Origin of the sequence: Tessaracoccus defluvii, assembly GCF_014489575.1 — a bacterium.
GTDB classification, from domain to species: Bacteria; Actinomycetota; Actinomycetes; order Propionibacteriales; family Propionibacteriaceae; genus Arachnia; species Arachnia defluvii.
The window spans coordinates 3,664,037-3,686,184 of record NZ_CP060789.1 but is presented as its reverse complement, the minus strand read 5'-3'; the positions used below and the strand labels follow the sequence as shown (position 1 = coordinate 3,686,184).

The window sequence follows — 22,148 nt, the reverse complement described above, 5'->3', positions numbered from 1 at the left end:
CGATCATGCGACGTTTCTTCCAATGCTGGAGAGTGCAGCGTCTGTGGTTTTCACGGGCACGACAAGCGCAACTGCCCGCGCAAATAGTTCCTCTGATGGCGTCGCAGGAGTCGGGTGACGGCGCTGCGACACGAGTCGGTGGCTGGTCTCGTTTGCCTTCGATTGACTCGAGGCCCACTTCTTGCGCAGGTCGGTGCCCGGAACTGCCTAGCTAGACTAGAGTGGACTCGACTCAGGTCCCGTTGGACGGCGAAGACTGGTGAGAAGACTCTTATGCCCATGGTTACAACCGATTATGCAAGGTGACCAATGCCCATCCGCTGGGATGATATTAACCCGAACAAGGGTGCCCGACTAACTCGCCCGCGCGAGATCTACGCGGCACTCCAAGGAAGAAGGTGGCCGCGGCTTCGCCCGGAGCAGAACGAGGTGCTTGAGACGTGGTACGAGCGCCGTAACGAGTCTGACCTCGTCCTCAAGCAAAATACGGGCGGCGGGAAGACGCTAACGGGCCTCCTCATCGCCCAATCGAGCCTGCACGAAGGAGTAGGCCCGGCAGTTTTCCTGGTACCCGATAAGTTCCTGATCCAGCAAGTGGTTGGCGAGGCTAACGACGCAAAGATCGCCGTTACAACGGATGCGAAAGACGAGTCGTTTCGGTCCCAGCGAGCGATCCTCATCACGACGTTCCACAAACTGCTGAACGGGCGGAGCGTGTTCGGTGTGCGCAACGTCAAAAAGGTCGTGCCGCTAGGCATAGTTGTGGTTGATGACGCGCACGCCGCGCTCTCTGCCACCGGCGGGTTGTTCGCTCCTAAGATTCCTGCGTCCTGCCAGGCATACGGCAAGCTGATCAACCTGTTTGCTAGTGACTTGGCCTCGCAAAGTCCCAAGGCCTATGCCGACATCGCGGCGGGAGAGCCTGGAGCACCTATCCGCGTCCCGCCAAAGGCGGTCGCTGATCGTGCCCAGGAAATCATGGCCATCGTTCGACCACACGCAGCAGATGAGGCGATTGACACACTACTCTACTCATGGCCTTTCGTTGCCGATTCTCTTAAGTTAGCAACGATCACGGTGACTTCATCGGTCGTCGAGATCCGGACTCCTTGCCCAGAGGTCGACATTATTCCCGCTTTCGCGCACGCTAAGCGCAGGGTCTATTTGACGGCCACACTAGAAGACGAGGGCGTGCTTGTGACCGAGCTCGATGCGAACGCGGACGCGGTACGCCGCCCCATAACTCCAAATCAGGCCTCGGACTTGGGAGACCGGATAATACTCGCGCCGCTCTCAATTAACCCTCGGCTTGCCGACACCGCCGTGCAACAACTGGCGCGTGGGTTCGCCGACGGTGACCGTAATGGCGACGGGACCATTGAGAGCGTGCCCGTGAACGTGGTCGTCCTAGTGCCAAGCGACTATGCCGCCAACCGGTGGAGGGCCTTCGCAGATGCCGTACTTCACGTCGGCGACATGCAACCGTTAATCGAACGCATGAAGAAGGGCGACCACATCGGAGTCGTCGTTCTTGTCAACAAATACGACGGGGTCGATTTGCCGGGAGACGCATGCCGGCTACTCATCATTGACGGAATTCCAACGCCCCTAACCCCGCACGAACGACGGGCCTCCGCTGCACTAGTTGGATCAATGTTCTTCAAGGCGCGAGAGGTCCAGCGGATCGAGCAGGGTATGGGCCGGGGGATCCGGGATGTCGGCGACTATTGCGCAGTACTTGTCGTGAACAGCGACGCGGCGCTCACGCTACGCGACAGTACGCTGAGAGCATTTTACTCACCTGCCACCCGGGCTCAGATCGAGTTGAGCCAACAGGTCTCTGATCAGATCCAAGGCGAGAGTATCAATGTCATCGGCGACTTGCTGGATACTTTCCTCGAACGTAAACCCCAGTGGGTGACGAAGAGCTTGGAAGCAACCGCCGACGTCACTTATGACTCCGCCGGGAACGTCACCGAACTTGCCGCAGGACGTCGGGAGGCCTTCAACAGGGCCGTAGCGGGCGACCCCGATGGCGCGGTACTGGTCCTGCGTAGCGCCATAGACACAGTGTCCGAGCCGCTTCTCAAGGGATGGTACCTGGAAGAACTCGCGGCCTATGAGCACCTTGTAGACGCTACAGCCGCAGAGAAGACGTTGTCGGCAGCACGCAAGCTCAACTCCGCGGTCCTCAAACCCAATGTGCCGCCGTCGCGCAAGAAGGTTGCAGGCCCGGCAGCGCAGGGCGTCGCAGCGGCAAATTATCTCGCATCAACGTACGTTGACCCCCGCTCAATGGAACTCGCTGTGGGCTCCCTGTTCGACAACATAGTTTGGGGTGTCGAGGAAGCGGCCGATCTTGCCGAGGAACAGTTCCGTCTCCTTGGGTGCCATTTGGGGTTCGCATCAAACCGGCCAGAGAAGGAGGACCGCGATGGCGGTCCCGACAACCTATGGGCGCTAAGCCCCAGCCGCTTCGCGATCATCGAACTGAAAACCGACGTGTCCCGCCCGAGCCCTGTGATCACGAAGAGCGAAGCGGAACAACTCGTTCACTCGATGGCCTGGTTCTCCGACCACTACCCAGAAGCCGTTGATGCAGTACCAGTCCTAGTCCACCCGTCTGCGGAACTAGATAGCCAAGCTCATGTTCCACCGCGCACACGAATCATGACCAAGGAACACGTGCAGCACCTGCGGCGGGATGTGGAGGCAATGGTGAGAGAACTCTCCGCGTCGGGTTCTTGGGGCGACTCAGCCGCCGTTGCGTCTGCACTGGCACGTCACCAACTAACCGCTGAACAAGTCCTCGCTAGGCACAGCATGGAGGCCCGAAGGTAGTGCGGGACAGTGCTTCTGGCGCCGCCACCGGAGGCCTCAATTGGTCACCCGAGGCAGCGCCTGCGCAGTTCCAGTCGTTGCCGATAGTCTCGGATTGCGGAAATCGCTCGCCTCGGCCTCGCCCTTAAAGCATAATCATGACGACGCGTTCCTAGCCTGTTCCACCTTGAGCCAGCAGCAGTGAGCACCATGGGGCGAGTAGTGGCTCATCCTAGCTCGGGGAACGCCTCGTACTTGTGCCGACGATTGTCAAAAGCAGGCTTGGTCCCCTCCAAGACATTTAGCGAGAACTTCGCAACGTCGAGATCAGCTATGCTGCCACTGGTGAGGTTGAACTGGCCATCGCGCATCTCACAATGTACGATTTGGTCAGCATCGCCGACGATAGCAAGATTGGCATTATGCGTGACGACGATTGTCTGACGACGACCCGCGGCCTCATGAATTGCCGGAACGAGTTTTGAGGCGATTGTCTCGTTGTCGAGATTCTCTTCTGGTTGGTCCAGCAAGAGCGGTGTAGTCCGTCGGTCCACGACGAGGTAGAAGAGTGCTAGCCTCGATCTTTCATGACGGGCCTGTGTAGGGCAGGTCGGCGCCGGTGGCGTCGAGGTTGTATCTGATTCTTGCAGCTGGGTGTGACAAGGCGCCGCGTGTCGCTCACGGTGGGCGGGGTTTCCAGGCCGAGGGGGTGTTCCAGGATCGAGGCGGATGGTCGGGGCCGCGGGGTCAGGTCGCTGGTGCTGGGAGTCCTTGGAGTCTGGTGATGCCTGTGAGGATGAGCTCGGCCCATGGGGATCGGTCGCTGAGGTGGAGGTGGATGCGTCTGGCTCTTCGGGCGATGGTGGCGGGGATGCTGAACAGCCGGTAGCGGAGGCGTTTCGGTTCCCAACGCCGGGCTTCATGACCGGTCAGCGCCAGCATCCCGGTCCAGGCCTGTAACTCGGAGGCCAGGGCGACGATCTGGCACCAGATGCGGTTCTGGTCGAACCCGTGCAGGGGGAGGTTCGCCAGCCCGGTGGTCTTCGCCTGCCTGATCCGGTCTTCGCAGCGGGCCCGCCGGCTATGCCGGAGCTCGAGCTGTTGGAGGGTGCCGAGGGTGGTGTTGGTCGCGAAGGCGGTGAGCCGGTAGCCGTCGACATCATCGAACCGCAGCTGAGCGCCGGGGTGGGGTCGTTCCCGGCGGACGATCACCCGCATCCCCTTGGGCCAGCCGGACAGGTCGAGTAGTCCGGTGAACTCGGCCAGATCGGCCCCGTCGCGGGCTTCACCATCCGCGTTGAGCGCCGGGAGCCACACCCATTCGGGAATCTCGTGGTAGAGGTCGGGGGTGTCCATGGGGAGAGTGAACCCGACCGAGTACACGACCCTTCGCCCGGTCAGCCACTTGGTGAAGTCTTTAGTGCCGCCGGCGCCGTCCGCGCGGACCAGCACCCGGCGTCCTGGCCGCGGGTTCTGGTCGGGGAGCTGCGCCAACGCGGCCCTGGTCACGGCGATGTGATCCGAAGCCTTGTTGGAGCCCGCGTTCCCCGGCCTCAGATGGACCGCGAGTGCTTCGCCGGTTCCGTCCGTGCCGTGGTCGGCGAACGCCAACAGGGGGTGGAACCCGAACCCGCGTTTGAACGTCGGAGCAGCCTGCTGCTTCTCCGAATGCGCGGTGACCAGCGACGCATCCAAGTCGATAATCAGCGGCTGCTCAGCGGTAGCGCCGTGGTCGGGCGCATGGACACCGGCCAGACCCCAGACGGTGGCTCGGGCCTGCTGCCGCGCCACCGATATCGCCTTGATCGCCTTGTCCGCATCCTCGGCCAGGGCCTTGATCAGCCGCAACACCGTCGGATCTGACGCCACACGGCCGTACACCCCCGGCTCGCCGCGCAGCACGGCGACGTCACTCAACGCATCCCCGCCCAGCACCAGCGACACCGCCAGGTCGAGCAGGATCTTGCCCGGGTCATGGACCGCCAACGGCTTCCGCCACCCCACCAACGCCTCCGACAGGGCCCGATCCAGCCCCGCGGCGCGGATTGTTTCCGTGAGCAGGACCCCGCCGGCCTGGGCCACCGCGGCCACCTTCGCGGTACCAACATGAACCCTGGGATACAAACCGGTACTGTTCACCTCGAAGGTGCCCCCATCTTGGTCGATGTGTTCTCTAGTCAAGTCACATCATCCCAAGTCAGGGGCACTTTCGCTATCTCAACCCGCTACTGTCCACCCACCGGCGTGAAAGCACGAGGCTAAAGGTGTCATCTACCCGTTGGTCAAAAGGGTGGCCACACAGTTGGGCATACGGATGACGAAGCAGATCTTTGCCAGAGGCGTGAGCAGGGCAGTTCCTGTTCTCGGCGCTGTGACCTCCGGCGGGTTTACGTTGGCAACGTTCTACCCAATGTGCCGCAAACTGAGGAAACACCTGGCCAACTCCTACCTGGCAAATCCAGGAGGCGTCCCCGAATCTAGCCCACCGTCGGTATGACCTGACTTCCACAACACCCTCCGTGGGACGCCGCGGCGGCGAACAGATGCCCCAGTCAAGAGAGATTCCCGTTGAGAACCGGGGCACTAAATCGCAGGGCAGAGTGGGGCAGAGCGTGCTCAGCAAGGTAGGTGGGTGGACCTCTCCGACGCTCTTGGCGCCGCGGCGGCGCCCCATGAGCCAGGTGTCTCTCCCCCTGTCGGTCGGTACGCCTGACCTTCAGAGGGCCCTCTCAGCCCCGAAGTGGCCCTGCGGACAACCGTCCGTCCGCCGAGGCACGGAACCGGAGCCAGCGGCAGGGCTCCACCAGCGGCGCAGTGGTCGACGGAAGGCCTATGCTGCTCGTCCTGATCCAGGTGCGAGCTGCCCTGGCTCATTTGGGGCTCCTTGGCGGGGCACTAAATCTGGGCCCAGTTGTGGAAGTCAGGTATGACGCTGGACGCGCCACCGCATTGCGGTGATATCCGCGGTCGAAGTTGCCCGGGACCTTGGCCATCAGGAAGGCAACAGAACATTCATTCCGACGGCGCGCGGAGGCACCGAGCGGGATGGCAGCAGGAATAGCCCGGCCCCTGCCGGCCCCTATGCTCGTGGTGATGGGCGGCCGCCTGGGGGGTAGCCGCTCAGGCTGGGAGGGAGCCGGAACGCCCTGGCCTGAGGCATACGGTCGAAGCCGGGCGCATCGAGCCTTAGTCGGAGACGGCGCGGCGCAGAATGCATGCCCGCCTGAAACCACACAGGTTTCAGGGGCAAACCCCGTGAATGTTGTTTCTCTAGACACGCTGGGGTGAATCTTGTCGTCGGCGAGCGCCCAGCCACGCTGTCCGCCATCTTCGGGTTTTCGCGACAAGTTGTATTTGACCCTTCTGAATCGGGTCGTTCAGGCCGTGGGCTCATCGCGGGTAACATTCGCTCACTCTAGGATCGAGAAACGCAGGCCGGCAGGACGCGCCTTGACGAACCAGCTTTCGACACTATTGTCCAATTGGTGACTCTTGAGTTCCTTGATCCGGTACAATTCGTAGCGCATCAGCCAATGGTCTAAGCATTCATGCGCTCCGTTGGCAATTAGGCTGGACATTCGCCCCAAGACCCAAGGGACGTACTTCTTTCCACTCGCCGCCAAAGCCAGCCACACCAGATCGTCGTCCGTCTCAATCAGCGCCATTGCCAAATTCTTCACAACGCTGCGCTTAAGTATCTTGCGAATGGCATATATACCCCAGCAAATCGTCGACGTTTCACGCCTCGTGGCGGCCTGCGCCAACACGACTCGGAGATTGTGGGCTAGCCGTTCTCGCTCTGCTTTGCTCAGCAATTCTGAACAGTAAGCAAGCTGTCGCGTAGCGTACGGGATTAGATGTGGATAAAGGAACGTCAGTCGGAACAGTTCGTCCAGGATAGCGAGGTCCACAGTTGGATTCGGTGCTCGCTTTGAATCTACCCCCACCTGAGGGCATCCCCTTTTCCCGAGCAGGGTCTTTATCCCAAAAGTCAGAACCGAGCGCTGCGGATGGCGCCTCGCCGAGGCCTCGCAGTGTCGTAGGAAACGCAGCGATTCAACAGCGCCCGCGCGCTTCTTACGGGGCAGGGCCATGAGGACCTCCGTGATCCAATCACTGTCGGAGTCCTCGGCAAGACTGGAAATCCTAGTCTTTCTGGTGTTCAGTTGAAGCCTGTAGTGAGCCAAGGACCTATCCAGCTGGGCAACGAATCTCTCCGCCTCTTCGAGTGTGACGTGGTAGCTGGTGAAGTCATCGACGTATCTGGTAAACTCAAACCCGGCGGCCACCAAGTCTGCGTCAACTCGTTGAAGAATGACCTCCGCGGCGATGTTCGAGATTACAGGGCCGATCATCGCACCTTTCGTCTCACGGTCATGACAGTTCCTCAAGAGTTCGTCCAGTTTCGGCTCCCAACTGGACTTGACCTTATCCTTTTTCGCCACAGCCTTGCCCCTGAGCGCCCAGTCAATAGCATGGCTGTAGATGCTGGGGAAACAGTTCGCGACGTCCGCACGGACGACGAACCTGCTTCCCTGAGCTTGCACGGTGTCACGGTGCATTCTGGACTCAGTCGATTCGTAGTCCATCACCACGATGCGGTCCCGATACGGCCACCCATCGGGCTTCACCATTGACTGGTCACTGTGCAGGAAATTGGAGAGTTTGACCCAGTTCTCCACCACGTGATCGACCAACCGAGCGTATGGAACCGGATGCGGAATTCCCATGGTTCGAATGAGACCGTCGTACCGTCGTGACCGAAACTCTAGAACTGGCGCAGCGGTCGGAGGCTGCACACGGAGCTGGGCTGCTATCGCAGGAGAAAAAGAAGCGGAACTGAAGAAGGGTGGAAGTTCGGTACGGTCGCTGCGCACATTCGGGAAGTACTGATGCTGAAGTAGCGCATTCTCAACCCAACCCTTCTCCACATAGGATGCCAAGTTCGCAAACGTAAACTGCACGCTATCGACTCCTCTTGGAACGCTGGCGAGCTCTAAGAGCGTCATTCAGAAGTCTCGTCCCAGCTGCAAACTCATCACCATCGTGGTGTTCTGCCTTCTCAACGGGGTGGTGGATCTTGATCATCGCGCTCCAAGCTCTCCCGCCAGCTTCTCCATCGCAGCGTGGAAGTCGGCCTCGCGGTCGCGGGGGCGAAGGGGAGTTCGTAGGTGTAGACCGTCCCGCGGGGGTGAGTGGCAGTGCGCTCCTCCTCGGTGAGCTTGTCACCCTTCTTGCGCCAGAGTTGGCGGACCTGGGTCGGGACCAGGCGGCCGTTGGCGTCGTAGATGTAGTCGTTCTGGTCGTAGCCGTGGAGGACCGCGAACTGCGTGCGGTAGATCGTGGCCAGCTCGTCGGCGGTGACTCCGAGCATCGTGGCCATGAGGGCGTCGATCTCCACCAAGGCGTTGCGGCGGTCGACGTCACGGCGCAGCGGGGTGCCTGGTGTCCACTCCGGTCCGACGTCACCCATCTCGGGCGCACCCGGATATGCCTTGCCGAGGAGCCACTCGTCGCCCCTGAACGCGGGGTCCCAGACATCGCGCCACAGGTCAGAGTAGGCATCAGTGAGACAGTTCAGGCGAAGGGTGCGAAGGAGCAGTCGCGGGATCAGCGGGTGGTCAGACGGCGGTAGCGCTAGCTGCATGGCGGTGCTCTGGATGATTCCACTCTTGGGGAGGGCGCGCACCAGCGCGTCGTTCAGCATGGCGGACATGGCGCCAGCGGCCAATACGACCGAGTGGTTGGGCCCGCCCCCAAGGCAGTAGAGGGAGAATATGTGAGCCGCAGCCGGCGGAATCACCGCAGGAATCAACGTCCGCTCACCGCTATTCGCAGCCATACCCCGCCATGCAACACGGAAGTGGTCTCGCTGGGGTGAACCGTCCCATTTGCCGTAGGCGGTGTCATAGGTAGCGCGATCGCCAGCCGGCTTGTACGCCGTCACCGGCAGGGCATCGGAAGCGAGCGTCTCTAGGTCGACAGACGACCAATCAAGATTGTGGAGCATCGTCGAGTTGGGGGATTTGTAGAACGGGTTCCCCACGTGTAGGTGCGGGCCCTGGAGGATCGCTTCGTCCCAAGATGTGGATCCCCAATCCTGGACGAATCGGCCCTTCTGACGGTCCGTCGTCTCGTTCCACCCCTGCGAGAAGTGCAGACCGAGACCGCCGACGCGGCGCGCTCGCGCGAGCGCGCTCATAACCCGCGATGATGATGAGTTGACGGAGTAGAGCATCCGCGTCTGGTGGACCGCGGCGGCAGGACCCTCCAACACGTCACGCCAGACGGCCAGCTCCGCTTCGTCCACCAACTGCACGCGGGATCTGTGGGGCCGTAGGTCCCATTTCCCGGCGTACTTCAGTCCTGGCTCTTCGCCGGAGCCGTCGTGCTTCTCCGAACGGATAATCGTCTCGGGGTGGTAGAGGCCAGCGGCGTTGAGGAACGACACGCGCCTCACCGCCCCGTAGACGTGGACACCGAAGGTGACCAAGTGATGCACTTCGAAAAGTTGCAGCTCATTCACGAACTGCCAGTGGCGTCGCAGTCGAGGGTAGGTGAGTCCCCGGAGCCCCCCGGCCTTCTCATCCGTCAGATGCGTCTCAGGATGGATCAGGCCCACGGTGCCCCGGAGTGAGCCGTGCGTCCACATTTGTGCCATGAAGCAGCGATAGAGGTCGGGCCTGAGACCAATCAGCTCCGGATAGGTTGTCTGGTCGCCGACGAATTCCCGGAGTGCGACCATCTCGGCCGCACCGGCCGTCACGATGTCGCCGGCGTCGACGAGTTGCAGCGTCTCCATGCGTCGCGAGTTCTTGGCAGCCTCAGTCGGTTTCAGCGCCAATTGCCACCAGGGATCGCTCTCGGCGAGTAGCGCGTCCAGGTCGACGTCCGGCCTCACCCACGGCGGGTTGCCCACTTGGAGGTCGAAGCCTCCGCGGCCGAACACTGTCGCGAAGTCCAGTTGCCAGTGGAAGAAGCCCTGCTCTTTGGCCACGTCGTCGCAGACACGCAGCCACTGGTGATCGGCGAGCACGTCCCTGATTCGCCTGGCTCCGGCTCCGGCGAGTTCGAAGTTCTCTTGGTCTGCCATCGCCTCCCATTGGTCCGCAGGGGAGAGCGTACCCATCCCTTGCTTCGCTCCTCGGGCCGAGAGCTTCTGAGTGCCAAGGATGCCCTGTGCTGCGTCGATCCACTGGTCGAGGGTCGGCGGGGCCACTTCGTCGCCGGTCAGCGGCCAGAACCACAGCGCGGTCCAGGCGTCCATCATGCGGCGGAGTCGGCGGTAGGCGCCATCGTCGTCGGCTAGGGAGGCTTCGATCTGTTCACGAGTGACGTGGGGGGTGCGGGTCTTTGAGGCTTCGAGGCCGCTTCGCCGCACCTCAGCCAGCGAGTAGGGCGAGCCCCAGAGAGGAATATTGCGGGCGGACTCCTGCTCGGCGACCTTCAAACGGCGATAGGCCATCGCCCACAACTCCTCGGCCTGGTGGGAGATCGCCACCAGCTGGTCGAGTTGCTTCTTCGTCGGCTTGCCCTTGATGGCCTTCCGCCACGCCTTGACCTTGGCCACGCGGTCGGGGACGAGTTCCTTCGCCTCCTTGGATTCTGACGTCGCGCCCCAGCCTGCGGCGGGCAGCAGCCAGTGGTGGATGCGGCCGCCCGAGCCGCTGAGCTCGGGGCGGTCCTGCTCAATACGGGCGTCGATGTCGGTGAGCGGCTCCGCGGTGGGCGGGGTGGTGAGCCAGCGCTTGTCGTTGACCTGATCCCGCGTGTAGAAGGACCGCGACGCCCCCACCAGCGAGTTGCCGCGTCGCAGCCGGAGTCCGAACCATGGGGCCTGAAGGCCTTCGGCCATGGTGTCCAGCCACAGCGTGATCTCCGCGAACTCCACGGCGGTGGCGTTGAGGTCCACGCCGTAGACGTTATGCAGGGCCAGGTAGGCCTTCACCTTCTGCAGCTCGGCCGGGTAGACGTCGGGGTCGATCCGCTCCCCCAGCTCCTCCTGCCGGCGCTTCAGGTACTGCTCGGCCAGCTGCCGGACGGCCTCGATGGCGAACGCGCCGGAGCCAAGGGCGGGCTCGCAGACGCTAAGGCCCAGGATTTCCTCGGCGGTGGTGGTGTGGCCGTCCTGGTCCAACAGCTCGGCGAGCGCCTCGGAGACGGTGAACTTCGTCAACACCTCGGGGGTGTAGTAGGAGGCGGAGCGCTGCCGCTGGCGGCCGGAGAGCCGGAAGACGAACTGGCCGCGGGTGTAGCGGCGGCGGCTCTTCTGGCCGGTGACGGGGTCGGTGTCGAGGACGAAGTCCTTGTCGGCCAGGTGGTCGGCGCGGTCCACTGGGACCACCCAGGAGCCCTTCTCGGGATTGCCATCGCGGGCAACCTCGTAGAGGTCGACGTCGGCGAACGAGCCCGTGTAGCTCATCAGGCCCTCGTAGACGGCGCCCAGCTGATTGATGCCAAGCTCGACGTAGCTGATGAAGCCGCGTTCCTTGCCGGAGCGCTCCTTGCTGAGCAGGAGTCGGCGGAGGACTTCCTGGAGGGCGTGGTTGCCGAGGCCGACTTCGTCGATGAGGGCGGTGGCCTGGGGTGAGAAGAGGTCTGCGCGGAGGGGTTGGAACTCGAGGCCGCGCTCGACTAGGCGGTCATTGGTCGCTTCATAGGTTTCGAGACGCTCAGTCGCTTCGCTCCTTCGCTCCTCAACCAGCGGGGAGGGGTGCGTTTCATAGGTTTCGAGACGCTCGCCGGCTCCGCCGTCGAGCTCCTCAACCAGCGGGAGGTGGTGGCCGCGGTCGACGAGGCGGAAGAGCAGAGCCAGCGACTCGTACAGGTGGGTGCCGGAGCGGGCGCGCGGGGAGGCGAGCTCCACCTGCACCAGCTCCCGGAGCCGGTCGAGGGAGTAGCCGCGGGCGTAGTCCGGGTCCCCGACGGGGAGGATCTTCAGCTCCGGCGACGCCTCGGCGTAGAGGAGGAACAGGATCCGGTAGAGGAACCGCAGCGACTGCAGCGCCAACGGCTGCGCCTGACTCTGCGGCAGAGGATCGAGGCCCTGGGCGCGCCGTCGGTCCACCACCTCGTTGGCGATGAGCTCAATCGACTCCCGCACGCCCTCGCGCAGGTCCGCGGACACGCCGACGGTGTGCGCGACGGACGCCTCCAGGGTCGCGTCCCACCAGATGTTGCCGTCGGCGTCGGGGGCCAGCGACTCGGCGTCGACGGCCACCAGCGCTCGGTCGATCTCGCCGCCCTGCTTGGTGTCGCCGCGCTCGGCGACGGTGTGGAGGTCGACGGCCAGGTAGCGGCCCTCGGGCCAGCGGGAGGCCTCGGCCACCACCAGCCAGCGGCCGGCCATGATGAGCGCGAACTTCGTCTCCTCGTGGTCGAGGAACAGGGTGGAGACGAGCTTGGTGGCCGAGGTGATCGGGTCCTCGTCGTCGACGACGTACGGCTCGGCGAGGGTGTCAGCGTGGCGGGCGAACAGCTCGTCCAGCGTGGCGGCGGGCTTGGCCTCCACAATCGCGAGGGTGGGTTCGAGGCCGGGTGAGCGCAGCAGCCGGACGGGGCCGTTCACCGTCGTCTCGTAGGGACCGGGCTCGTAGCCGAGGATGCGGCGGAGGTCGGCGTGGAGGGCTGCGGCGGCGTTCGGGTCCGGGTCGTCGTCGGCGTAGAGAGCGGCCATGGCGGTGGCCAGCTTGGAGCGGTCGGCGGTGAACCTGGACTTGGTGGTGGGGTGCTCGGCGTCCCGCCACTGCTTGACCCGGTCCAGGACGCGGGCCAGGTAGGACTCCTTGCGGGCGTCGGTGGTGAAGAAGTGCTCGCTGATCCAGTCCTCGACGACGAGGAGGGCGTCGCTGTCAGCCATGGGTGGCCTCCGGGGTGTCGGCGGGAGGACCACCAGCAGGGGGCGCACCAGCTGGCGGTCGGGGGTCATGTCGCGGCTGAGCCGTTCCTGCGCCTCGACGAGCGCGCGGCGGCGGCGCACCTGGTCGCGCTGGATGAGCGCCTCGGCCTCGGACTGCCACTCCTCCGCGCGGGCCACCCACTCGTCGACCCGCGCCTTGGCGGCGTCCGCGGCGGCCTGGAACTGGAAGCGCAGGGTGTCCTCGGCGCGCTCGACGGCGGGCCGGACGAGGTCCATGTCCGGGAGCTGGACCGGGCCGGGGTTGCTGCGCTCGCCGATGACGCCGGCGTCGGCGAGCATCTCCCCCGCCGTCGCGTGCACCTCGACGAAGGGCGTCGCGCCGTGGAACTGGGCGGACAGCCACGACGAGGCCACCACCTGCCCGCGGCGGTTGATGAGGGTGCCGTTGAGCAGGACGGTGGGCACGTCGACGTCGCCGCGCACAGCGAAGATCTCGCCGCGGGCCAGCCGGGACAGGGCGCGGTCGGCGGCCCAGTCGAGCACCGGGTGGAGGGGGCCGAGGTAGTGGGCCTCGGGCCAGGAGGAGGCGCTGGTGTCGGTGAGGGCGGCGTCGAGGATGGTGCTCGCGGCGTTGGGCTCGGTGACGAGCTGGAGGCGCTCGAGGACGTTGCGGTCGGCGAGGTAGCTCTGTGGGAGCACCTCGAAGCGTTGACGCAGGTCGGCGGGTGGGACGAACTCGACGATGTGCTCGGCATGGTGTTCGCGCCAGGCGACGCCGCCGAGGTCCCGCGGCAGCGGCCTGTCCTCGGGTGAGGGGTAGTACTCGTGGAGGGCGTCGCGGAGGAAGTCGACCGGCTTGGCGTAGAGGAGGTGGTCGCCGACGACGGCGGGCTCGGGCTGATCGTCGGCGTCGTCGTCGAGGTATTGGGCCAGCCAGTCGTCGAGGCTGGTGGCGATGTCCTCGGGGTTGGCGACCACGTCGTCGAAGCTCTTGGAGCCGGCGAGCACCTGGCGGATGGCTTCCTCCTCGGCGGTGACGCTGTAGCGGCCCATGAGGCTGGCGGCGTCGCCGAGGGCGCGGTGGGCCTCGTGCTCGCGGGCGACGAGGGCAGTGAGGACGCGGATGTCGCCGGAGAAGCGCTCGTTGGCGGTGTTGAGCAGGAGGGTGGTGATCTGCGGGGGCTGCTTCTGGCCGTAGCGGTCGATGCGGCCGTTGCGCTGCTCGATGCGGATGAGGCTCCACGGGATGTCGTAGTGGATGAGGTGGTGGCACTGCTTGTGGAGGTTGACACCCTCGGAGGCGACGTCGCCGGTGACGAGCACGCGGATGGGTGAGCTGGTCTGCTTGAAGCTCTCGACGATGGCCTGCTGCTGGTCGTCGGCCAGGCCGCCGTGGAGGACCTCCACCTGGTCGGGTTTGAGGCCGAGGTCCTTCTGGAGCTTGGCCTGGAGCCAGTGGAGGGTGGCGACGCGCTCGGAGAAGACGACGGCGCGCATGGGCGAGTTCTTACCTACTCCGACTTCGTCGCGGAGGTGAGAGACGAGGGCCTGGTACTTCGACGAGGTGGCCATGGTGGCGTCGTTGAGGACCGCCAGGCGGCGCAGGGCCTCGGCCTCGCGGTGCGCGGCGGGCGTGTGGTTGAGGCGCTCGATGCGGTTGCGCAGGGTGTCGCGGAGTGCGGCGGGCGAGGACAGGAAGGCCTTCGCCAGCGTCCAGGGGAACAAGGAGCCGTTGGCGCCGGAGTAGGGCGAGGGCGCCGTGGGGCGGAGCCAGGTGTCGACCAGCTCGTCGACGACGGCGTCCTCCTGCGGAGAGGCGTCGATGAGGCGGTTGTCGGGCTCAAGGCGCTCGGCCCAGTCTGCGCCCACCTCCTCGGCCACCTCGGCGCTGTGGCGGTGGCGTCGGATGGTGAGCTGCTCGACGCGGCGGGCGTCGAGGTCGCCGTCGGCCTTGACGGCGGTGGGGTCGAGGAGGCGGACCAGCTCGGCGAAGGACTCCCGCGACCCGTTGTGCGGGGTGGCGGAGGCGAGGATGAGGGCGTCGGCCTGCGGCGCGAGGATGCTGGCCAGGCGGTTGTTGAGGGTGGCGGTGTTGGTGACGTTGTGCGACTCGTCGATGACGACGGCGTCCCAGTGGTGGCGGCGCAGGTCGTGGACGAAGCGCTCCTGCTTCAGCGTGTCGATGGAGATGATGACGCGGCGGAAGTAGGAGAACGGGTTGCGGTTGGCGGGCAGCTTCTGCTTGACGCGGGCCACGCCCTGAGAGTCGAGGCGCACGAACGGGATGGCGAAGCGGCTCCACATCTCGTGCTGCATCTGCTCCAGCACGTGTCGCGGGGTGACCACGAGGATCCGCTCGCCGCGGCCGCGGCGGATGAGTTCGGAGAGGATCATGCCGATCTCGAGCGTCTTGCCGAGGCCGACGGCGTCGGCCAGCAGGATTCGGGGCCGCAGTGTCGCGGGGTCGAGTGCCTTGGCGACGGCCTTGTGCTGGTAGCCGAGTTGGCGGGCGAGCATGCGGGGCGAGACGGTGAGCGAGTCGTCGCTCAGCGGGACGGCGGTCTTGCGGAGGGTGGACTCGACCCAGAGGCGGGAGCGGCGGTACTTGGGTGAGTCGTCGGCGCGGACTTCAGTGTCGCGGGGGTCGTCGAGCTTGATCCGGTCCAGCGAGGGGTAGAAGACGGCGTCCTGGCCGCGGACCAGGTCCGAGAGGCCCTGGGCGTTGAGGACGGGTCCGTCGGACGACTCGTCCACCGAGGTGATCAGCCAGTCCTCGTCGCGCACCACGACGACGTTGCCGGGCGCGAAGGTGTTCGTGCTACTCATCGTGAGATGGAGCCTATCGGTCGGCCTGGCCACGCGGGGCGCGCTCCTGCCGCAATGCCCCATCGGATGTCGGCGACGGTCAGGCGCACGGCGTTGGCGCCGCCCGTTGATGCCTCTTCTGGCCCCGAAGACACTGTCCGTGGTGACTGTCAAGATGGTCATTCAACTCCGGCAGCTGCGTCTACCCGTCGCAGATCACCGCCCTGGGGAACGAGAACGGCTCCATCACTCTCGTCCGGCGGCGTGTCGACCCCAATGAGGACGCAATCCTGCCAGTGACCCGCCGGGCGGTGGCGGGAAAGCGCGTGAGCGTGAACCATGAGTCCACCCACGGGCATCCACCGCTCCGGGGCAGAGCGCTTGCGATCTCGTCCAGGCGCTTAAAGACGTCAGAGATCATGAGCCCGCTGCTCCAACTCGTTCGCCGCAGCAGCCGACACCCTGACGTCGCCCAACAGATAACTGTCCAGAAGCAACCTGGCGGGGCGCGGGGTGGTGACTGGGCGTTCCACGACGCCCAGGTTCCCGTCAGCATCGAGGATCACGTCGTGTCCCTGCTCCAGCCGGTCCAAGTCGTCGGTTTCCACGAACGTCATCCAACCCTCTCCCGGGACGACGCCCAGCGTCGTCATGTCCGCAGCCGAAGGACCGACCCTGGGGAGGTCGGGAACGTGCGCCACCCGGTAGCGCGCCCACCCTCCGCCGAGTCCGTCGGCTGCGTGCGCGATCTCCACAACCGACATTTCCCTGAGTCGCGAGCGGAGCCTGGACCTCTCGGAACTCGACAGCCTCTCCGTGCGACCGTTCGAGAGAAGGTCCATGGCGGCCTCGCGCACGTCGGAGCTCCAACGCCGGCCCCGCGCCAAGGCGCGCACCCATGCCATCACTGCCACGTCGTCGACCAGCGCGAGGCGCCCCACCGTCCTCAGCGCGGCCAGATCCCCAGAGCGCACTGCTTGCTGCACGAACCGCATGGCCGGCAAGTACCTCGTCTGGGACCAAGTTTCACAATTTGAACTGGATCGCTTCGAGCCTCACCCTTGGTCGGCTGCGATCGGTTGCGGGATTAGCTTCCCGTAGCCCATTCGAAGTGGGTGCTCACGGTTCTCGCAACCTTGGGCACCCACTACGTGTGTCTTGGGGTGTAGCCGTCAATCGCGCGGCTTGAGAGAAGTCTTGAAGAGTATCCGAGCCGTGATAACATTCCGGGCTCTTCACAATCCGGGGTGTAGGCGGGGTCACATAGGCGGGGTCTGAATCCGCCGGTCTTGAGGCGGCTGCGGGCGATGTAGTGGGCGAAGTGCCGGAAGCCGAGCGCGGAACCGCGGAGGTTTTCGAGGCCATTCAGGGCCTTCGGTAGGGCCATTCGAGGTGCCGGGCCGGTCGAAGTAGGCCAGCACGTCAGCGGACCGCTTCTTCAACGTGCGACCAAGGGTGATGACCTCACGCAAGGACGCTGGGGACCCCGCTGCTGACGCTGGCGATGAAGGCCTCCATCTGGCCGCGGCCTGTGGCGCGGTCGGGTTCGCGGTAGGCGGCCACCAACTGCTGGTAGACCCCGTAGGTCGCTTCGAGTTGCACGTGGTCGTCGACGGCGAACAAGGCGTCGACGCGGGCTTGTCGTCGCGGGTGAGCAGGTCGACTCCGGTGTGCAGAGTGAGTGCGCCTGGCGCGGTACAGCGGATCCTGGGCGCGGCCCCGATGGCCGTGGAGGTCCTGCACTGATCGTGCGCCGGCTTCGGCGCCTCCACCGATCGACGGGCTCTGCGGGCCTGGGCAGTCACGCCATCGTCACCCGTCGAGAGAACGCCCTTTTGATCAACCCAGCAGACTTGGAAGCCGCCTTCACGAGCGAGCGTGGGTCGGATCAAGGCTTACGCGTGCTGGCCTCGATCATCGAGGAGACGTTGCCCGCCACTGCGGCGAGGTAGTCCATCTCCGCGCGCTGGTAGCGCAGCGCCATCTTCGGCGAGGTGTGGCCGGCGATCGCTTGGACGGCCCGGAGATTGCCCCCGGACAGCCGGTAGGCCCAGGTGAGCCCCGTCACGCGGGTTCCGTGGAAGACGTAGCCCCCTTGGCCGGTCAGCAGTTCCCGGATGCGCTGCGACTCCTCGCTCTCCTGTTCTCCTGACTGCTCAAGGCGACGAACGGCGTCCTCCTCGAGGTTATTGGCGACGGTCTTGCATGCATTCTTGAACGCCCTTAGCCAGTCCGCGGACTTCACTGGCCCGCCGTCCCTGTTGCGCCAGAAGAGCAACCCCGTCCGACCCAGCTGTGTGTGCTCGCGAAGATGCGACCTCACATCACCCACGAGAGCGGCCGGGATCGGAAGGGTGCGGAAGGCTATGCCCTTCCGGGCGGTCTTGAGCGGTCCGATCTCGACCTTGCCCTCCGCCTCCTTCACCGGCTGATGGACCTTCACCGTCGGGACCTCACCGTTGAGACTGAAGTCGCGACGCTGCAGCGCCCGGACCTCGCCAGACCGCAGACCGAGCACGCCCCCGAGGAGTACGCCCAGCCGCCAACGTTCGGGCATCTGCTCCGCAACGGCGTACAACACGTCGATGGGGAGGGGGTCCAGATCTCGTTCCCGCGAGGCCTGGGCTTGGGTGGCCGCCTTGACCTGGACGGGGTTCACCTCGATGAGCTCAGCCTCGACGGCGGCGTTCATGATCGCTCGCAGCAAGTCGTACGCCTGCCGGCACGAGGACTCGCGCGTGCTGACCGGGAGACCCTGCCACCACAGGCGCACGTCGGCACGGGTCAACTCGGTGACGCGCACACCGCCAATGCCGTGCTTCGCAACAGGCTTGCCTTTCACCATCCCTCGCCGCGTGATCGTCGTGGGCTCGGCAAGGATGTAGAACTTGAAGAGTTGGCGATAGCGGTCCCGCGACGTGGCAGCGAGCTCACCGCGCTCGAGGTACTGCGAGCCGTAGGCGGCGATTGTGGGCACCGCCGCTGCTGCTCGCCGGGCGACCTCCTTGCGCTGGCGCTCCTCCTCGGCCTCGCGGAATCGCTCGATCGGTGGAGTCCAGTCGCCGCGATCGATCAGCCGGTGTTCGCGGTCGAGCCACCCCCAGGCATCGCCCTTCGCGTCAAACGTCTGGAGCGCTGTGTAGCGTGTGCCTTGATCGCCGCCGCGAACGCTGCCGAGGATGTAGGACGCCTGGTAACGCCCGGAGGGAAGCTGGCGAACCTTGCCCCACGCTCGGCGACCCTCCGCCACACAGATTCCCGTCCCGGCCAGGGCGGGAATCTTTTGCTTCCGGGTTGCTCGCACCAAGGCCTACCCGGAAGAGCCTCAGACGGCGGGCGGCGTCGGCTTCTCCTGATCAGCCGGCACCTCAGCGACGGCAGGCTTCTTCGCCCCCGAGAGCAGCTTCCAGATGATGGCCGCCGCGGCGATCAGGACCGCCGCGTCGTCGGCGAAACCGATCGGCCCCAGGACGTCGGGGATGATGTCCACCGGGGACGCGCCCCACAGGACGGCGATCACACCGGTGGCGACAGCGCCGATGACCTTCTTCTTCTCCATGCCTCAAGGCTACCGACCGGCCCTGACACACGCCGTCCCTACGATGTGCCCATGAGCGCCTTCGCCAGCATCCCCGGAGTCATCGGCTACATGGAGTTCCACGACGGACCCCGCCGGGTGATCACCGTCGACTGCCAGGGCCCCGGCCTGACGACGGGCACCTACCGGCCGATCATCACTATCGACGGGCGCAGCTTCCAGGTGATGTGGGGGCCCGTCGCGTTCGAGATCCCCGCCGACCGCAATGTGCACGTGAGCGGCCACGTCATGTCCAACTCGATGACCGGTTTCGCCTCGCTGCTGCTCGATCCGCAGCCCTTCGACGAGCAGTTGGTCTACCGCATCCGGACGATGTCGGCCATGGGAGAGCTGACCAGGGTGGCACCCGTCGGCTACTGACGGCCTCGGCAGACGCCGTCAGTGCGCCTGCGGATCGACGGTCGGTTCCGGCCCGGTCCTGGCGTCCTGCTTCGGGATGACGACACTATTGATGACGATCAGCAGCGACGCCGTGATCGGGACGGCGACCAGCGCGCCCAGCAGCCCCATCAGGGTGGCGCCGACCATGGCTCCGATCAGGACCAGCGGCCCCGGTACGGACACCGCTTTGTTCATGATGCGCGGCGTCATGACGTACGCCTCGATCTGCATGTAGACGAAGTAGATGACGGCGAAGGCGAGCGCCGTCTGCCACGAGTGCATCAGGCAGACAGCCGACGCGATGATCCACACCATCACCGAGCCGATCATCGGCAGCATCGACACCAGCAGCGCCAGGAAGGCCAGCATCACCGCGTAGGGGGTGCCCAGGACGCTCAGCAGGATGAACGAGAAGATGCCGTTGAAGACGCCCAGCTGGATCGACCCGCCGATGGCGCCACCGACAGAACGGGTGATCTTCTCCGTGACCTCGGCGGCCTTCGGCCGCTTGTAGGCGGGCAGCAGACGGTAGAACGCCTGCTTCGTGCCGTCGAGGGACGCCAGGAAGTACAGCGTGAGCACCAGGGCGATCATGGTGCCGGAGATGCCGTTGATCAGGCCGGACCCGAAGGCGAGCACCCCGTTGCCGATCGCGAGAAGATTCGCCGGGTTCGAGATCCACGCCTGGAGCCGGTCGAGGACGGCGTCGTACGCCTCCTCCCCGCCCAGTCCCGTCAGCTCCTGGAACCACGGCTGCTGCTCCAGCGCCGTCAGGAACTCCGGGACGGACTTCGTGAAGGCCACCACCTGGTGCACGGTGGCGGGCACGACGAACGCGAGCATCGCTCCGACCACGACGACGAGCCCCGCGAACGTGACGCCGATGGCGATGCCCCGCCCCAACCCTCTGGCCTCGAGCCTGCGCACCACCGGGTCGAGCGCCAGTGCGAAGAACACCGCGATGAGGACGGTGACACCGATGCTGCTCAATGCCGCGACGGCGCCCCCGAGGGCGAACCCGGTGAGCGCTCCGAGCATCGCCAGGAAGGCCCACACGAACGGGTTCATCAGCCGCGCTCTGACGTGAAGGGGGCCGGTGGTGGGAGTGGGTTCGACGCCCGGACTCTCTGCAGACATGGCCGGTCCTCCGATGGCTAGCTGGCTCGCTCTGGCGTCATCCTAGGGCGGCGCAGTCGTCCTGTCTGTAGCTTGACCGACCTAGTCAGGACGGAGTTGTCCGGCGCAACGACGGAGTCGCCCCCACGACGCGCCTAGCGTGTGCCTCCACCCGCGTCGGCGAGGAACGCGAGGATGGCCCGGACCCGCCGGTTCTCCTCCCCCGGCGCCAGCCGGAGCTTCGCGAAGATGTTGCTGACGTGTTTGGCCACGGCTGCCCCGGAGAGGACGAGGTCGTCGGCGATCTCCGCGTTCGACAGCCCGCGGGCCATCAACTCCAGCACCTCGAGCTCGCGACCACTCAACTCCCCCAACCCCGAACGGCTGCTGTGCACCATGGCGCGCGCCACCTCCGGGTCGATGACGACGCCGCCGGCCAGCACCAGGCGGAGCGACCGGATGAAGTCCGCGACCTCGGCCACACGGTCCTTCAGCAGGTAGCCGGCGCCGCCCGCGCCCGCGGGCGTCGGCAGCCCGAACAGCTCCTGCGCATACAGCGGCGCGACGTACTGGCTCACCACCAGCATCCCGAGCGCGGGGAACTCCGTCTTCAGGTCGAGGGCCGCGCGCAGCCCGTCGTTCGACATTCCCGGCGGCATCCGCACATCGGTGATGACGGCGTCAGGGAGCGCCCCGCCGGCGGCCAGCTCACGCACGCACTGCACGAGCGCGTCGGCACGCCCCTCCTGCGCGACCACCTCAAACCCCTGCCGTTCCAGCAGCCCGACGAGCCCCTCGCGCAGCAGCACCGAGTCGTCCGCGACCACGAGCCGGGCGCCGGTCACAGCTGGACCCCCGGCTCGCCGCGCCGCAGCAGCAGCGGAAGAGCGGCCACCACCTGCGTCGGGCCGCCCTCAGGGCTGGAGATGTCGATGGTGCCGCCGAACGCCGCGAGCCGTTCCCGCAGCCCGGCCAGCCCGTGGCCCGGGATGATCCTCGCGCCGCCCGCACCGCTGTCGACGACGGAGATCCGGAGCGCCTCGTCGGCGGTCAACAGCACCGTGACGGGCGCGCCGGGCGCGTACTTGGCCGCGTTGGCGATGGCCTCTGCGGCGAAGAAGTACCCGGACGCCAACACCCCCTCCGGAAGGTCCGGGAGCGGGTTGGGCACGACGATCCGCACCTCACCGGCGGCGGCCGCCGCGACATCGTCGAGGGCCGCGGCGAGTCCCCGCTCGCTCAGGATGCTGGGATGGATGCCGCGGACGGTCGTGCGGAGCGCCTCCAGCCCTCTCATCAGCGTGGCGCGGGCGTCGTCGAGGAGGGCGGCGAGGGCGGGATCCGCCTCGACGGACGGCGACAGGGCCGCCTCACCTAGCTTCATGGCAGCGGCGACCAGGTACTGCTGGGTGCCGTCGTGCAGGTCGCGCTCCAGCCGTCGCCGCTCCACCTCGTAGGCGTCGACGATGATCCTGCGCGACGCGACCAGCTCCGCGATCTGCCCGGCGGCAGCGTCCTCGTGGGACTGCTCCTCCGCACGTCGCCGCCATCTCACACCGCGAACCTATC

11 protein-coding genes and 2 pseudogenes are annotated in these 22,148 nt (G+C 65.6%); 2 read left to right on the top strand and 11 right to left on the bottom strand.

The features are described from left to right. Nucleotides 1-309 precede the first annotated feature (309 nt). Nucleotides 310-2,841, top strand: coding sequence for a DEAD/DEAH box helicase (locus H9L22_RS17315; protein WP_187720976.1), 2,532 nt, complete (start codon nt 310-312; stop codon nt 2,839-2,841). 206 nt (nt 2,842-3,047) lie between these two features. Here the strand turns inward: H9L22_RS17315 and H9L22_RS17310 are convergent. From H9L22_RS17310 to H9L22_RS17270, 8 genes and pseudogenes are all read right to left on the bottom strand, one after another. Next, nucleotides 3,048-3,395 (bottom strand): annotated as a pseudogene (locus H9L22_RS17310) (TrlF family ATPase); the annotation flags it as partial. A 172-nt stretch (nt 3,396-3,567) separates the two neighbouring features. Continuing rightward, a complete protein-coding gene (locus tag H9L22_RS17305) occupies nt 3,568-4,959 on the bottom strand; it encodes an IS1380 family transposase (RefSeq protein WP_187720975.1) in 1,392 nt (463 codons plus the stop codon). Between the two features lie 1,271 nt (nt 4,960-6,230). Beyond that, nucleotides 6,231-7,505 (bottom strand): RNA-directed DNA polymerase, encoded by a 1,275-nt coding sequence (locus H9L22_RS17300; protein WP_187720974.1) that lies wholly within the window; start codon nt 7,503-7,505, stop codon nt 6,231-6,233. Nucleotides 7,506-7,882: 377 nt separating this feature from the next. Continuing rightward, nucleotides 7,883-15,505, bottom strand: coding sequence for a helicase-related protein (locus H9L22_RS19295; protein ID WP_226965962.1), 7,623 nt, complete (start codon nt 15,503-15,505; stop codon nt 7,883-7,885). Between the two features lie 389 nt (nt 15,506-15,894). Further along, complete coding sequence (locus H9L22_RS17285) at nt 15,895-16,479, bottom strand: hypothetical protein (protein WP_187720973.1); 585 nt, start codon at nt 16,477-16,479, stop codon at nt 15,895-15,897. A gap of 269 nt (nt 16,480-16,748) precedes the next feature. Further along, a pseudogene (locus tag H9L22_RS19290) lies at nt 16,749-17,233 on the bottom strand (transposase); the annotation flags it as partial. 139 nt (nt 17,234-17,372) lie between these two features. Continuing rightward, the gene (locus H9L22_RS17275; RefSeq protein WP_187720971.1) at nt 17,373-18,734 is read right to left on the bottom strand and encodes a site-specific integrase; all 1,362 of its coding nucleotides are present in this window, start codon (nt 18,732-18,734) and stop codon (nt 17,373-17,375) included. Between the two features lie 75 nt (nt 18,735-18,809). Then, nucleotides 18,810-19,043, bottom strand: a complete 234-nt coding sequence (locus H9L22_RS17270) for a DUF1232 domain-containing protein (protein WP_187720970.1) — start codon at nt 19,041-19,043, stop codon at nt 18,810-18,812. 51 nt (nt 19,044-19,094) lie between these two features. Between H9L22_RS17270 and H9L22_RS17265 the strand changes: the two genes are divergently transcribed. Then, a complete protein-coding gene (locus H9L22_RS17265; RefSeq protein WP_187720969.1) occupies nt 19,095-19,442 on the top strand; it encodes a hypothetical protein in 348 nt (115 codons plus the stop codon). A gap of 18 nt (nt 19,443-19,460) precedes the next feature. Here the strand turns inward: H9L22_RS17265 and H9L22_RS17260 are convergent, their stop codons facing one another. The 3 genes from H9L22_RS17260 to H9L22_RS17250 all read right to left on the bottom strand — a co-directional run bounded on the left by H9L22_RS17260 (nt 19,461) and on the right by H9L22_RS17250 (nt 22,134). Then, nucleotides 19,461-20,600, bottom strand: a complete 1,140-nt coding sequence (locus H9L22_RS17260; protein ID WP_187720968.1) for an AI-2E family transporter — start codon at nt 20,598-20,600, stop codon at nt 19,461-19,463. A 134-nt stretch (nt 20,601-20,734) separates the two neighbouring features. Then, nucleotides 20,735-21,424 (bottom strand): response regulator transcription factor, encoded by a 690-nt coding sequence (locus H9L22_RS17255; RefSeq protein WP_187720967.1) that lies wholly within the window; start codon nt 21,422-21,424, stop codon nt 20,735-20,737. Further along, the gene (locus H9L22_RS17250) at nt 21,421-22,134 is read right to left on the bottom strand and encodes a sensor histidine kinase (RefSeq protein WP_187720966.1); all 714 of its coding nucleotides are present in this window, start codon (nt 22,132-22,134) and stop codon (nt 21,421-21,423) included. Before H9L22_RS17250 ends, H9L22_RS17255 begins: the two co-directional genes overlap by 4 nt. Nucleotides 22,135-22,148: the final 14 nt, after the last annotated feature.

What these genes read in the sequence shown, in the direction of transcription:
- H9L22_RS17315 (WP_187720976.1), top strand. Translation starts at nt 310, where the DNA reads ATGCCCATCCGCTGGGATGATATTAACCCGAACAAGGGTGCCCGACTA.
- H9L22_RS17270 (WP_187720970.1), bottom strand. Translation starts at nt 19,043, where the DNA reads ATGGAGAAGAAGAAGGTCATCGGCGCTGTCGCCACCGGTGTGATCGCC.
- H9L22_RS17265 (WP_187720969.1), top strand. Translation starts at nt 19,095, where the DNA reads ATGAGCGCCTTCGCCAGCATCCCCGGAGTCATCGGCTACATGGAGTTC.
- H9L22_RS19295 (WP_226965962.1), bottom strand. Translation starts at nt 15,505, where the DNA reads ATGAGTAGCACGAACACCTTCGCGCCCGGCAACGTCGTCGTGGTGCGC.
- H9L22_RS17285 (WP_187720973.1), bottom strand. Translation starts at nt 16,479, where the DNA reads ATGCGGTTCGTGCAGCAAGCAGTGCGCTCTGGGGATCTGGCCGCGCTG.
- H9L22_RS17260 (WP_187720968.1), bottom strand. Translation starts at nt 20,600, where the DNA reads ATGTCTGCAGAGAGTCCGGGCGTCGAACCCACTCCCACCACCGGCCCC.